Genomic DNA, 13558 nt, shown 5'->3' on the forward strand with positions numbered 1-13558 from the left:
TCCCGTTACGGAACCGTAGACACCGCCCCGGCCAATCCCGCCCTGTCCCCGCACTATTCTCGGTCTGTCGTGGAGCACGGGGGTGCGACCGGGGCGTGACCGGGGAATTCAGGGGAGGCGGCGCGGTCGTGGAGAAACTGGGGGCGGGCGATCCGCAGCGGATCGGGGCGTACCGGCTGTTGGCCCGGCTGGGCGCCGGTGGCATGGGGCACGTGTATCTGGCCCGCTCCGACCGGGGGCGCACGGTCGCCGTGAAGCTGGTGCGGGAGGACCTCGCCGCGCAGGAGGAGTTCCGGGCGCGGTTCCGGCAGGAGGTGCGGGCCGCGCGCCGGGTCGGGGGCCACTGGACGGCGCCCGTGCTGGACGCGGACACCGAGGCCGAGGTGCCGTGGGTGGCCACCGGGTACGTCGCCGGGCCGAGTCTGCAACAGGTCGTCGGGCGCGATCACGGGGCGCTGCCCGAGCGCTCGGTACGGATCCTCGCGGCCGGTCTCGCGCACGCGCTGCAGGACATCCACGCCGCCGGCATCGTCCACCGCGACCTCAAGCCGTCCAACGTGCTGGTGACCATCGACGGTCCCCGTGTCATCGACTTCGGCATAGCGCGGGCCCTGGAGACCCAGGCCGGGGACGGGCTCACCCGGACCGGTTCGCTGGTCGGCTCGCCCGGTTTCATGGCGCCGGAACAGGTGCGGGGCGACCACGTCACCCCGGCGAGCGACGTCTTCTGCCTCGGCTCCGTCCTCGCCTACGCCGCGACCGGCACCCTTCCCTTCGGCAACTCCAGTAGCGGCGTCCACGCCCTGATGTTCCGCATCGCCCAGGAGGAACCCGATCTGTCGGGCGTCCCCGAGGGCATCGCCGACCTCGTCCGCGACTGCCTCCGCAAGGACCCGGCCACCCGCCCCACCCTCCACCGCATCCTCGACCGTACGGGCGCGGAGGACACCGTCTCCGGCGGCCGCTCCCGCGACCCGTGGCTGCCGGGCACGCTGGTCGCCCAACTCGGCCGCCACGCCGTGCAGTTGCTGGACACGGAGGACCCGGAGACGGCGGAGCTGCCGAGGATCGACCCGGGGAGCGCGGAGCCCGAGCGGGCGGATGTGGAGCGCGTGGAGCTTGAGCGGGCGGAAGCGGAACGGGCTGAGCTTGAGCGGGCGGAAGCGGAACGGGCTGAGCTTGAGCGGGCGGAAGCGGAACGGGCTGAGCTTGAGCGGGCGGAAGCGGAACGGGTGGAGTTGGAGAAGGCCGCGCCTGGTTCGGCTACCGCTGCTGCTCCCGCCGCCGCTGCTGCCTCCGCCCCTGTTCCCCCTCTCCCTCCCACTCCGCCTCCCGCCCCTGTTTCCGCCCCCACTCCCACCGCCGTGGAGGAGAAGCCGGACCTCCTCCACATCCCGCCCGCCACCGTCTCCGAGGCCTCCCCGGAGCACGCCCCGGCCTCCGACGACTCCTCCCCGGTGCCGCCCGCGCCGACGCCCGACGACCGCTTCCCGGCGGAGGTCGAGGTGCCGGCCGGAGCGCCCCGTACCCCGACCCCGCAGCCCCCGCACCCGGCCTACGGCTACCCGCAACAACACCCCCAGCCCTCCACCGCCTACGGCCCCCCGCCACCACCGCCCGACACCTATCCCCAGCCCCCGGCCCGCCAACTCGTCGGCTGGGGCGGGCAGGTGCCGTACAACCCCTACCCCCACAACGGCGGCCTCGGCGCCACCCCGCCCTACGGCCCGGGGCCGGTCGGGGCGGCCCCGCTGTACGGGGAACCCCAACCGCCGCGCCGGAACGGCAGGTCGACCGCGCTGCTCGTCGTGGTCGCGCTCGTCGTCGCGCTGGGGGCGGGCGGTTCGGTGTACGCGCTGATGAAGAGCGGCGGCGACGGCAGCCGTACGGCGGCCGGTCCGGGCGGTCACGCCAGCAGCGCCGCGCCCACGACCCCGGGGCCGACCGCGACGAGTGGGAAACCGTCGGCGTCCGCCTCGCCCTCGGCCACACCGACCGGCAAGGGTGCCGTGCCCAGCGGATACCTCGGCACCTGGAGCGCGTCCATCGACAACGACACGGGCCACAACACCCGCCAACTCACCATCCGGCAGGGGAAGGTGGGGGATCCCGTGCTCACCCTGGTGGCGGACGGCCCGAACTACCACTGCGAGTTCAGCGCCGACCTGACCCAAGAGCCGGGGGGCGAGAGCCCGTTGGCGATCGGCGCCTCCACCGTCACCGCCGGGAAGCCGCTGTCGTCCTGCAACCCGGGCTCCGCCACCGAGATCACCCTGCTGTCGGACACCACGCTGGAGCGCGTGAGCACCAGCAACGGGGAGAAGCTGACGTACACGAAGGCGGGCTGAACACCGGGCTGAATGTCGAGCTGAGCGTCGGGCTGGAGTTCACCTCACCGGGGCTCGGGTGGCCGCTGCCTCGGCATGTTCGGTCGGCTGCCGCCCCCCGGCCCACCCGGCCCTGGCGGCTGCGGGAACCTGCCCTGCACGACGGTCCCCTCCTGCCGGCTGCCGGGGACCGCCGCCGACTGGATGCCCAGTGGCCCCGACCCGGTCCGGAACTCCACCATCCAGTCGGCCGTCTCCACCCGGACCAGTTCCGTCACGTCCTCCGAGAAGCGCCGCAGCACCCCCAGACACCGGTCCGCGGCCTCGCTCGCCGTGCCCTCCGCGGGGCCCAGGAACTCCCGGACGCCCTCCGACGCCCAGTCGAACTGGAGTGCCTGAAGACGCCGCTGCACGGCCTGCGCCGTAGCGACATCCCGCATCCAGCCGGACGTCATCCCGAAGAACCGGTCCCCGGCCACGCACGCCACCCCCAGCAGCAGCGCCAGATAGCCCCAGGAGGCCAGCCCGCCCGCCACCCCCGCCAGGTCCAGCAGAGGCAGCGCGACCCCCGTCACCGCGCCCAGCGCCGCGCCCGCGCGCAGCACCCGCGCCCCGCGCCGCTTCCACACCCGCTCGGTGAGATACCGGGCCGCCGTCTCCAGCGCCCCGCGCTCGACCCACCGGTAGAGCTCGTCCAGCCGGGCCGTCGGCTCGCCCCAGTCCCCGAGCGGAAACGTCCGCCCGGCCAGATCGCCACCTTCGGGCTGAATCTCCGGCTGACCCACCCGGCACTCCCTTACGTCGTGTGACACCTGATGCTGATGTGCCGGACCCTTCCTACCGCGCCCCTTCCTACCGCCCAATGGGTGGCGAAGGATCTGGTTTCACCTCTTTTCCGCCCGGAAGTGGGTCTTGATCAGGTATAGGACACGATGAAGACTCACTCGAAAGAGTGCCGAAGCGATGACTGCCCGGACCACGTAGGCTCGTGCCGAGCGGGCGGAACCGCGCCTGTACAGCCGTACGAAACCAGGAGCTGATCGTGATTCCCGGTGGTGGCCAGCCCAATATGCAGCAGTTGCTGCAGCAGGCCCAGAAGATGCAGCAGGACCTGGCGGCCGCGCAGGAGGAGCTGGCGCGGACCGAGGTCGACGGACAGGCGGGCGGTGGGCTGGTCAAGGCCACCGTCACCGGCTCCGGCGAGCTGCGCGCGCTGAAGATCGACCCGAAGGCGGTCGACCCCGACGACACCGAAACCCTCGCGGACCTCATCGTCGCGGCCGTCCAGGCGGCCAACGAGAACGCGCAGACCCTCCAGCAGCAGAAGCTCGGCCCGCTCGCGCAGGGACTGGGCGGCGGCAGCGGTATCCCGGGTCTGCCTTTCTAAGACAGGCCGCAGCCAACTACGGTACGTACGTGTCACGCGTACCGCATGACTCCACGGAAGGGCAGGCAGTCCGTTGTACGAAGGCGTGGTCCAGGACCTCATCGACGAGTTGGGGCGACTCCCCGGCGTCGGTCCCAAGAGCGCGCAGCGGATCGCCTTCCACATCCTGCAGGCGGAGCCGACGGACGTACGACGGCTCGCGCAGTGCCTGATGGAGGTCAAGGCGAAGGTCCGCTTCTGCGCGACCTGCGGAAACGTCGCGCAGGAAGAGCTGTGCGGCATCTGCCGCGACCCGCGCCGCGACCTCACGGTGATCTGCGTGGTCGAGGAGCCGAAGGACGTCGTAGCGGTTGAGCGCACCCGCGAGTTCCGGGGCAAGTACCACGTCCTGGGCGGCGCGATCAGCCCGATCGAAGGCGTCGGACCCGACGACCTGCGTATACGAGAACTTCTCGCGCGGTTGGCCGACGGTACGGTCACGGAACTGATCCTTGCCACGGACCCCAATCTGGAAGGCGAGGCCACGGCCACGTACCTCGCCCGCATGATCAAGCCCATGGGCCTCAAGGTCACCCGCCTGGCCAGCGGCCTCCCGGTGGGCGGCGACCTGGAATACGCGGACGAGGTGACCCTCGGCCGCGCCTTCGAGGGGAGACGACTCCTAGATGTCTGACGCCACGCTGCATGCCACCGATCCGGACCCGGACGACTTCGCGGTCCAGATCGCGGACCAGGTCGAGAGCTTCCTGGTGGCCGTGTTCGAGGTCGCGAAGGGCGAGGACCCCGACTCGGCGGTCCCCTTCCTCCTCCTTGAGGTGTCCCAACTCCTCCTGGCGGGCGGCCGGTTGGGCGCGCACGAGGACATCCTCCCGGACGAGCGCTACGAGCCCGACCTGGGCCCGGAGCCGGACGTGGACGAGATCCGCGAGCGCTTCGCGGTGATGCTGGAGCCGATCGACGTGTACTCGGAGGTCTTCGACCCCTACGAGCCGCGCAAGGCCCCGGTACCGGCCCGTATCTCCGACGACCTCGCGGACGTCATCACCGACCTCCGCCACGGCCTGGCCCACTACCGCGCCGGCCGCACCACGGAGGCCATGTGGTGGTGGCAGTTCTCCTACTTCTCCAACTGGGGCTCCACCGCCTCGGCCACCCTCCGCGCCCTCCAGTCCCTGGTAGCCCACGTCCGCCTCAACCAGCCCCTCCCGGAACTGGACGGCCTGGACACGGACCAGAGCGTCATGGGCGACGAGACGCTGGAGTTCGAGGCGGGGGCGGTGATGGCGGAGGAGATCGGGGAGCCGCTGGGGATCAGGCCGGTGAAGTAGTCAATCAGCGGTCTTTTCACGCAGGTTGTGGGGTGCGGCGGGTACGCTGCGCCCCACATTGCGTGTACGGGGACGAGGGGGACGCCGCGTACTGGGCGAGGACCACCCGACGACACTGACCGTCCACGCGAATCTCTCCTCCGCGCGCGCCCAACACCCCTGACCTACGCCCCCACCAACGCCAGCACCGCCCCCAACCGCCCCGCCTCCACAAACGGCGCCGTAACCGTAGGCTCGCTGTACCACCGCAACGGCCACGTGTTCCCGTAGAGCGCCGGAATCCCGATGTACGTGACGGTACGAGCGCCCCGGCCGCCGAACTGCTGCACACCCAAAGGCCAGTTGTGCCGGCGCACTTCCCCGGGCGCCAGCAGGAAGTACATCCACCGGAACCCGGCGGCCTCGCAGACGACGGGCCCCGCATCCCCGTCGGCGGCCTCGATGAGACGCGTGGCGACCTGTTCTCCCCGTACCCCTTCGATGCGTACGGCGTCGAAGTGGACGCCGGTGAGCCGGAGTTGGTGGCCGGACGCGGGGATCCAGTCCGGTAGGTGAATTGAGTCCGTCATGGTCACACGGTGCCCCTCGCGAAGCTACGCTCGGTAGTGACTGAGGTGATACACGCTGGGGTGTATCGGTCGGAGGTGGGTTCTGTGTCGGGTCAGTCCAACGCCAACTCCCTGCCGCCGCCTGCGGCCTGGCGGTACAGCGGCAACCAGCTGAAGCGGTGGCGCACCAAGGCCAACGTGAGCCGCGAGGAGCTGGCCGCCGCCTCCAACTACTCGCCGGACACCATCAAGTCGATGGAGCAGGGCGTACGGATGCCGACGCCGCGTGTGCTCGACGTGGCCGATGGGATGTGCCGGGCCGATGGGCTGTTGAGCGCGGCCAAGGACTACTTGCAGAGGGAGAAGTTCCCGGCGCGGGCACAGGACTTCATGGAGCGGGAGAAGGAGGCGATCAGCCACTGGTCCTACGAAGCGATCCTGATCCCGGGGCTGTTGCAGACGGAGGGATATGCACGGGCCTTGATCGGCGGACGCTATCCACCTGTGGCTCAGGAGTTGGTGGAGGAGCGGGTGGCGGCTCGCCTGGAGCGTCAGTTCCTGCTCACGCGCACGCCTCCGGCGGTCTTCGTGTTCCTGATCTATGAGGCGGCGCTGCGAGCCTCGCTGGTGGACGGGGAACAACTGGGGCACATCCTGGACATGGCGCGGCTCGGCAACGTTTTGGTCCAGGTGCTGCCCTTCGAGCGGTTCGTCTCCACCGCGCTCGTTGGTTCGATGGTGCTGCTGGAGACCCACGACCATGAGCGGCACGCCTATTCGACGGGCCAGGCGATGAGCCAACTCACCACAGACCCCGCGGTGGTGAGTTTGCACCTGGAGCGCCTTAGCCTGATTCGAACGATGGCTCTCAGCCCCGCTGAGACGACCCAGTTCATTGAACGGATGGCGGCACAGAGGTGACAGAGCAACCCGTGTGGTTCAAGTCCAGCTACAGCGACGACGAGGGCGACAACTGCGTCGAGGTCGCCCTCCCCGCACCGCAGTTGACCGTCCACATACGCGACTCCAAGAACTCGGCGGGACCCGAACTCGCCCTCCCCGCCCCCGCCTGGACGGCGTTCCTCTCCGGAGTTTCCGCAGCTCACCCCGGAGCTTGAGCCCCGGGCTTCGAGCTCTTTTCTTGGGTTCTGGGCTGGTTGAAAAACAACCCAACCAACCAAGCCAGTACGTGAGTTGAGGGGGGTTTAACCCGAACGGGTGACATCCCGTGATCAGCTTGCGCTGCAACGTAAAGTCACTCTAGGTTCACGGCAAACAGCAAATAGTTCGGCCCCGGTCGGTGTTGGTAGCACCGGCTCCGGGGCCTGGACCTACGAATCGAAGAGGACTCGATCGTGGCTTACGCCCACCCTAGCCCTGCCCTGCCGTCCCCGTCGCACCCCATGGCCAAAACGGGCTACGGAAAACGCGCCACGGGTGACGAAGAACCGTACGCCGACCCGGACTTCGCACACCTGCTCCCGCGAGACGCCGAGATCGCCGTCTTCATCGACCACCTCGACGACGGTCACGCCATGGGCCACAAGGTGATCGCGGCCGAGCACCCCCGCTACGGCCAGCAGGCCTGCCGTACGTCTCTCAAGAGCCTCACCGAGGCCGGCCACCTGCGCTGGATCAAGGAACACATCACCGTCGAGGACAACTCGATGCGGTGGGTGACGCGGACGTACTGGTCGCGTACGCCCAGGTCGGCGCAGTGGTGGGCCGAGTTCGCGCGTGAGCGCCACGGCAGGGACGTAACGCATGACTACCAGCCGGGCCTGGCAAGGACGGAAGACCCGACCCCGACCCCGACCCCTGCGCCGGAGAGCGCGAGCGCGAGCGGGAGTGACGGGACGCCGGAGACGGACCCGACCCCCGAGCCCAGCGCCGCGTACCGCGCACTCGCCCAACTCCGCGCCACAGACCCCCGCATGTCGCTCTCCGAAGCCGAGTGCCGAGCCCTCGAACCCCTCGCCGCCGAGTGGCTGGCACGAGGCGCCACCCCGGCCGGCATGGCCCGCGCGCTGACCGACGGACTGCCACCCATCCTCACTAACCCGGGCGGACTCGCCCGCAGGCGACTGGAGACCAAGATGCCCCCGAAGAAGAACGACGCCGCCGAGACCCGCCCCCTCCGCGCCCGTGTGACCCGCGTGCTCATGGCCTGCGCCACCTGCGACGCCGACGAGCGGACGGCGAAGATCATCAACGGCGTGTGCGAGGAATGCCGCGCGGAGCCGGAGATGAGCGAGGAGGAGATCAAGAAGGGCTTCGAGGAGATCGCCTACCTGGGAACCACGACGGCCCGCTTCCTGAAGCAGAAGCTGGAACGCCGTACGGGCGGGCCCGTGCCCGACACGTTCCGCCCCGTGCCGATCGAGGACCGCGTCCACTACCACTACCGCGACAACCGCGACCGCATCGCGAACGGCCTCCCGCCGAGGCGGTGGAAGCCGTGACGGTCGAGAAGCGGCACGGAGGAGAGGGCGGCGCCATGACCCCCAGGACCGAGCAGCAGCCCCAGATGTCCGTCGTGGAATTCGAGCAGCTGGAACGCCATGCCCCCGAGACCGTGCGGCTGGAGTTCATCAAGGGGAAGGTCCAGGTCAAGCCCGTGCCGGACGGCAACCACACGGAGATCTACATGTGGCTACTGGAGCGGTGCATGCAACTGCGTCCCGACCTCCGGCTCTATCCGGAGCGGGGCCTCAAGACCGAGGCCTACCGCAAGGGACGCGCTCGCGCGGGCGCGATCCTGATGCCAAAGGGCGGCCTCAAGGGGCATGGGGAGTGGTCCGAGGCCGGGGGAGTACTGATGGCGGTGGAGGTCACGTCGTACGACTCCGGCACGAATCAGCGCGACCGGGTTGAGAAGCCCGACGGGTACGCGGCCGCGGGCATCCCCGTCTACCTCCTCATCGACCGTGACGACTGCTCGGTCGTCGTGTTCAACCAGCCGGAGGACGGCCGTTACCGACACGAGGAGAAGCTCCCCTTCGGCGCGACCATCAAGATCCCGGACCCCGTGAACATCACCCTGGACACCGAGCCCCTGAAAGAGCTCGTGGACTGAACGCCCATGGAGTGGGGGAGCCGAGGGTCACAGCCTCCAAGCCCCCAGACCCCCTTCCCCAAAGCGCTCTGCCCATCCGCCGCCCGTCACGGCTCGGCATCCTCTCCCGCTATGGGGGGCGCGATCCACTCGCGGGACGTCATCATGGGAGACATGAGTCCAAAGGCGTTGCTGTGGACCGGAGTCGGTCTGTGCGTGGCGGGCGCTGTCACGCTGGTCGTGGTGGCTGTCGTGGATGTCGGCAAGGCCGATCAGACGGCGAGCGTGATCGGCGGGATCGTGGGGCTCGCCGGCCTCGCGCTCGCGCTATACGCGCAGTTCGGGACCGCGCCCGCCGCCGCGGCGCAGGGAGTGGCCGCGGCCGGGGAGCGGTCGATTGCGGCGGGCGGCAACATCGGCTCCGCGTCGACGGGAGACGCGGCGACGCCCGCACCGGCCCCGTCGCCCGCCCCGCCTGCATCGCCCGCCCCGGGCACGCCGCGCCCCGGTGGCGTGCAGGCTTCCGGCGACCGCTCCATCGCCGCGGGCGGCGACATCGGCTCGGCCTCCACGGGCGATGCCTGAGCGCCCCCCGTACGGGTCCGCGGAGGCCTCGGGGGACCGTTCCATCGCCGCGGTGCAGTCCATCCGGCAGGCGCTCAGCGGGGACGGCGCGGTGGCGATGTACGCCGAGACGTCGCTCACGCTGCCCGCGGAGGCGTACCAATTCCCCGCGGTTGTACCGAAGTTGGTCAACCTGCCAGAGAAAACAGGGTCGTTCGTTGGCCGGGAACGCGAACTCGCGCTTCTGGAGGCGGCATTCGGTGACCCGGGCGGCGTGGTCGTCCATGCCGTGCACGGCCTCGGCGGCATCGGCAAGTCGACGCTGGCGGCTCACTGGGCGGCGGGCCGGGTGGGCGACTTCAACCCGGTCTGGTGGATCAGCGCGGAATCCCCGGCCGACGTGGACGCCGGGATCGCGGCACTCGGGCGCGCCCTTCTGCCCGCCTTGGTCGGCGTCCTCCCGGCGGAGGCGCTGCGTGAGCGCACTGTCCAGTGGCTGGCCTCGCACGACGGGTGGCTGCTCGTCCTGGACAACGTGTCCGACCCCGCCGACATCAAGCCGTTGCTCGCGCGGGCGCCGGGCGGCCGCTTCCTGATCACCACGCGTCGGGGTGCGACGAGTTGGCGGGGGCTCGCCGAGCCGCTGGACCTGGACGTACTCGGACCGGCCGAAGCCGTAGAACTGTTCACGAAGATCTACCAGGGCCACGACAGTCACGACCCCGGTGTGCCGGAGCTGTGCGCCGAACTGGGCCGCCTGCCGCTGGCGATCGACCAGGCAGCCGCGTACTGCCGGGAGGCGGGCATCACCCCGCGGGAGTACCTGGCACTGCTCGCCGACTACCCGGCGGACATGTACGCGGCCGGCGCCGAGGGCGGTGACGCGCAGCGCACGACGGCCCGCGTCTGGAACGTGACGCTGAAGCGGCTCGCCGACCACCGCCAGGCCCGGAACATCCTGGCGGTCACAGCATGGTGGGCGCCGGACGCGATTCCACGCTCGTACTTGGCACCGCTCGGAACTCCACCGCAGATCACCGAGGCGATCCGGCGGCTGGCGGCGCACAGCATGATCACGCTGCACGGCGACACGATCTCCGTGCACCGGCTGGTGCAGGCGGTGGCCCGTACGCCTGCGGCGGACGCCCTGCCCCAGAGCCGCCAACTCATCTGGCAGGAGCGAGAGATGGCCGCGCTGCTGCTGGAGACGGTTTCGCTGAAGCTTGCGTCGGACAGGGGGACGGAGGGCCCCGGCCGGGTCTGGGCCACCCATGTCGAGGCGCTCGCGACGAGATCCGTACCGGAGTGGGACACGGAACGGGACGTGGAGCTCTACGGCCTGGCGGCATCCGGGTACCTCGTGGACGGGCACCCCGTACGCGCGGTGGCGCTCGCTGAGCGTGCGTTGAGCGCCGCCGTGCGCGTCCTGGCCGCGGACGACCCCATGACGAGCGTGTCCCGGGGCGTGCTGGCCGGGTGCCTTCAGATGGCTGGGGAGCAGGAGCGCGCGCTCGCTCTGTACACGCAGGTACTGGTGGATGCTGAGCGTGCGCTGGGGCCGGAGCACCCGGACACGTTCGAGGTGCGCGGTCAGCTGGCCCAGGCGCTGGCCTGGGCGGGCGAGAGCGAGCGCGCCCTCACGCTCGCCCACGAGAACGCCCAGGTCGCCGCGCGGGTCCTGGGCGGCTCCCACCCCACGACCCAGGACGCCCGCAGCGTGCTGGAAGAACTCCGGCGAGACGCGGACACGCGCACGGACACGGAACCGGAACCGGACGCGGAGGCGCGCGTCCGTGAGGTCGAGGATCAGCTCGCGCGTGCGGTCGCCGAGTCGGGGGAGAGCGACGCGGCCGTCGCGGACCTCAGAATGGAGCTGCTCTTCGCGCACCACGACGCCGGGCACCGTGCCGAGACCGTCCGGGCGGCCGAGGAGGCAGTGGCCGCGTTCCGGAGGCGGTACGGCGACACCTCCATACTCACCCTGTATGCCCGAGCCATGCATGTCGCGTTCCTTTACTGGGCGGGAGACAAGGCGCGAGCCCGCGCGCTCGCACCGGACGTCGAGGCGGACATCGAGCGGGCACTCGGCAGCACTCCGCAGGCACAGCACCTGCTCTCGCTGCTCTCGCGGCTCTTCACCGGGGAGTCCGGCTGACCCGGTTCTCCCTCGCCGCCGGACCCGCACCTCCGTGTGACACGGCGCACGTTCCGGAGTGCCGAGCCCGCACCTGCCGGAGTGATCAGGTCGTGAGCGGGACATCTCACGATGCGATATCTGGGAAGGGAATTCCGGCCGCTCGTTCGACTGAGCGGACTGCAGTTGTGCGGTGCAGAGACGGATTGAGCAAGGAGCGCACGTGGGCCTTGTCGTGCAGAAGTACGGAGGCTCCTCCGTAGCCGATGCCGAGGGCATCAAGCGCGTCGCCAAGCGAATCGTGGAAGCGAAGAAGAACGGCCACCAGGTGGTCGTCGTCGTTCATCACCGAGTCGGTCCACAATAAAACCCGGATCATCGACGTCACGCCGGGGCGCATCCGGACCGCGCTGGACGAGGGCAACATCGCGATTCGATAGGGCGGACGGCCATTCCCGCCACGGTCCAGCGACCGCAGTGACAGCACGGCGCACGATGAGCGGGCGGAGGCCCGTCGGTCAGGCCGTCGGCGGTCACGCGGCCACCACCCCGGCAGCCTCGAAGGCGGACGCGGGGAATGGAGCGCCCTCGTACGTGTAGGGGTAGTCCACGCCCATCGTGGCGAGCCCGGCGCTCGCGGCACAGGTGGAGTTCGAGGGCGGTTTCAGCCTGCTGTCGGAACAGTTCTCGGGCTTCCTCTTTGGTTGGTCCCGTCCACGGGCGGGACCACGGGCTGACCGGAGCGGCGGAGTCGGGGCCCGGTCCGCTGCCCGGCGCCAGGACCCCGACCAGGTCATCGTCTACGGGCGGGAAGCGGTGCAACTGGCCCGAGCAACCTCCTCCGGCTACGTCGCCCGTAAACTCCAGAGGCTAAGAATCGACCTCGGTCCGCTCGCCCGCGATGCCCGGGTGGTCGAACTGGGCGCCGAGATCGACGCGTTGCGCACACTATGACGAGAGGGGAAGGCATGTCGCAGATCGAGGGCGCACGAGTGTTCCGCGAGGCTTGGATCGCCGGTGTGCACAAGCGCTTCCCGGGCGAGCCCAAGCCCGGCTACGTCACCCCCTGGGAAGAGACCCCCGAGTGGGAGCGGCGGGCCGCCGGAGCCGTCCACGACCAGGTGCGCCAGTTCCTCGACCTCAGCGATCGCCACGCCTCACGCCTCACCCGCGAGCAGAAGAGCCGTTTCGTCGCTACCTGCTGGACCGCCCAGATGTACCGCCACTTCGAGGACCCCAAGCCCGGCTATGTCGCCGACTGGCCGGACCTGCCCGACTGGCAGAAGGAGACTGACGCCGACATCTTCGAGGCCATCGAAGACACCTCGAAGTAGTCACGCATCCGCAGGGACCAAACAGCTCGCGCCCGGAATCCTGAGCCAGGCCGCGGAAGTCTCACGGTCTACCCGGAGTCTGCCCGTTGCGAGTGGAGTCGGGGTCACAACCCCCAAACCCCCTTCCCCACCGCCGTAACCCCACCCGCCAACGCCAGCGACAACACCAGCACCCGCGCCCGGGGTTCAGGTATCCGCCCCGCGAGCCCCCGCCCGATCACCCCGCCCACGATCATCGCGGCGACGACGGCCACCCACTGCGGTGTCCGCAGGCTGGGAACCCCGTTCGCGGCGACCGAGAACGCGTTGACGACGACGCCGTAGAACTGCGCGTTCGGCACGAACTCCCGTACCGTCCACCCCGCGTTGACCGCGTACAGGGAGATCGGCGGCCCGCCCACCCCCGCCGCCGCGTTCATGAAACCGCCCGCCGCGCCCGCCGCCACCGCACCCTTCGTGCCGCGCAGGGCAGGCACCCGGGCGCCGCGCATCACCAGCAGGACGGCGACTGTCACCAACCCTCCCATCACCAACAGGAGGACCGGCGGCGGCAGTTGACGGGTCATCCAGGCGCCCGCCGGTACCGTGCACACCGCCGCCGCGCACAGCGGCACCATCGCGCGCGCCCGTACCTGCCGCCAACCGCCCGCCAGGCCCACGACGCTGATCGCGCCGGCGGCACAGTTGGCGAGGACGACTCCCTGGGACGGGCCGAGGAGCAGGACCAGGGCCGGTACGGCGACCAGGGCGAAGCCCATGCCCGTGAGCCACTGGACGGAAGCGCCGAGGAGGACGATTCCGCCCAGGAGTATGTCGGTGGTCATGGACCAACATCATTCAGGGGAGCGGGTACGGCCCGCTACACCCCGTTAATTGGTCGA

The 13558-nt window shown here is 70.3% G+C and carries 15 protein-coding genes and 1 pseudogene; 13 read left to right on the top strand and 3 right to left on the bottom strand.

The features are described 5' to 3' along the window. Positions 1-128 precede the first annotated feature (128 nt). Positions 129-2348, top strand: coding sequence for a serine/threonine-protein kinase (locus SPR02S_RS42265; RefSeq protein ID WP_019063091.1), 2220 nt, complete (start codon positions 129-131; stop codon positions 2346-2348). A gap of 44 nt (positions 2349-2392) precedes the next feature. Here SPR02S_RS42265 and SPR02S_RS42270 read toward each other — a convergent pair whose 3' ends face one another. Then, complete coding sequence (locus tag SPR02S_RS42270; RefSeq protein WP_019063092.1) at positions 2393-3112, bottom strand: SLATT domain-containing protein; 720 nt, start codon at positions 3110-3112, stop codon at positions 2393-2395. A 257-nt stretch (positions 3113-3369) separates the two neighbouring features. Here SPR02S_RS42270 and SPR02S_RS42275 point away from each other — a divergent pair, with 257 nt between their 5' ends. The 3 genes from SPR02S_RS42275 to SPR02S_RS42285 all read left to right on the top strand — a co-directional run bounded on the left by SPR02S_RS42275 (position 3370) and on the right by SPR02S_RS42285 (position 5042). Next, positions 3370-3714, top strand: a complete 345-nt coding sequence (locus SPR02S_RS42275; RefSeq protein WP_026151362.1) for a YbaB/EbfC family nucleoid-associated protein — start codon at positions 3370-3372, stop codon at positions 3712-3714. A gap of 73 nt (positions 3715-3787) precedes the next feature. Next, positions 3788-4387, top strand: coding sequence for a recombination mediator RecR (recR, locus tag SPR02S_RS42280; RefSeq protein WP_019063094.1), 600 nt, complete (start codon positions 3788-3790; stop codon positions 4385-4387). Then, on the top strand, positions 4380-5042 hold the full coding sequence (locus tag SPR02S_RS42285) for a DUF5063 domain-containing protein (RefSeq protein WP_019063095.1): 663 nt from the start codon (positions 4380-4382) through the stop codon (positions 5040-5042). The genes recR and SPR02S_RS42285 overlap by 8 nt, the downstream gene beginning before the upstream one ends. 164 nt (positions 5043-5206) lie before the next feature. On the opposite strand, the gene SPR02S_RS42290 is transcribed toward SPR02S_RS42285, so the two are convergent. Beyond that, positions 5207-5617, bottom strand: a complete 411-nt coding sequence (locus SPR02S_RS42290) for a hypothetical protein (RefSeq protein WP_019063096.1) — start codon at positions 5615-5617, stop codon at positions 5207-5209. A 78-nt stretch (positions 5618-5695) separates the two neighbouring features. Here SPR02S_RS42290 and SPR02S_RS42295 point away from each other — a divergent pair, with 78 nt between their 5' ends. The 9 genes and pseudogenes from SPR02S_RS42295 to SPR02S_RS42340 all read left to right on the top strand — a co-directional run bounded on the left by SPR02S_RS42295 (position 5696) and on the right by SPR02S_RS42340 (position 12677). After that, positions 5696-6511: a helix-turn-helix domain-containing protein gene (locus SPR02S_RS42295; RefSeq protein ID WP_078623159.1), complete on the top strand. Its 816-nt coding sequence runs from the start codon at positions 5696-5698 to the stop codon at positions 6509-6511. Further along, the gene (locus tag SPR02S_RS42300; protein ID WP_026151364.1) at positions 6508-6708 is read left to right on the top strand and encodes a DUF397 domain-containing protein; all 201 of its coding nucleotides are present in this window, start codon (positions 6508-6510) and stop codon (positions 6706-6708) included. Before SPR02S_RS42295 ends, SPR02S_RS42300 begins: the two co-directional genes overlap by 4 nt. Before the next feature lie 285 nt (positions 6709-6993). After that, positions 6994-8052, top strand: a complete 1059-nt coding sequence (locus SPR02S_RS57540) for a hypothetical protein (protein WP_019063100.1) — start codon at positions 6994-6996, stop codon at positions 8050-8052. A 35-nt stretch (positions 8053-8087) separates the two neighbouring features. Further along, positions 8088-8666 carry a Uma2 family endonuclease gene (locus tag SPR02S_RS42310; RefSeq protein ID WP_026151365.1) on the top strand — a complete coding sequence of 193 codons (579 nt, stop codon included), beginning with the start codon at positions 8088-8090 and terminating at the stop codon, positions 8664-8666. Positions 8667-8819: 153 nt separating this feature from the next. Then, positions 8820-9230 (top strand): hypothetical protein, encoded by a 411-nt coding sequence (locus SPR02S_RS42315; RefSeq protein ID WP_052347135.1) that lies wholly within the window; start codon positions 8820-8822, stop codon positions 9228-9230. Next, complete coding sequence (locus SPR02S_RS57545) at positions 9223-11364, top strand: tetratricopeptide repeat protein (RefSeq protein ID WP_052347131.1); 2142 nt, start codon at positions 9223-9225, stop codon at positions 11362-11364. Before SPR02S_RS42315 ends, SPR02S_RS57545 begins: the two co-directional genes overlap by 8 nt. Positions 11365-11566: 202 nt before the next feature. After that, positions 11567-11777: pseudogene (locus SPR02S_RS61020) on the top strand (amino acid kinase family protein); the annotation flags it as partial. 184 nt (positions 11778-11961) lie between these two features. Next, positions 11962-12297 (top strand): hypothetical protein, encoded by a 336-nt coding sequence (locus SPR02S_RS64405; protein ID WP_019063105.1) that lies wholly within the window; start codon positions 11962-11964, stop codon positions 12295-12297. Between the two features lie 14 nt (positions 12298-12311). Continuing rightward, positions 12312-12677 carry a hypothetical protein gene (locus tag SPR02S_RS42340; RefSeq protein ID WP_019063106.1) on the top strand — a complete coding sequence of 122 codons (366 nt, stop codon included), beginning with the start codon at positions 12312-12314 and terminating at the stop codon, positions 12675-12677. A gap of 104 nt (positions 12678-12781) precedes the next feature. Here SPR02S_RS42340 and SPR02S_RS42345 read toward each other — a convergent pair whose 3' ends face one another. Next, the gene (locus SPR02S_RS42345) at positions 12782-13501 is read right to left on the bottom strand and encodes a sulfite exporter TauE/SafE family protein (RefSeq protein WP_019063107.1); all 720 of its coding nucleotides are present in this window, start codon (positions 13499-13501) and stop codon (positions 12782-12784) included. Positions 13502-13558: the final 57 nt, after the last annotated feature.

Source organism: Streptomyces prunicolor NBRC 13075 (assembly GCF_000367365.1).
In the GTDB taxonomy this organism is placed as follows: domain Bacteria; phylum Actinomycetota; class Actinomycetes; order Streptomycetales; family Streptomycetaceae; genus Streptomyces; species Streptomyces prunicolor.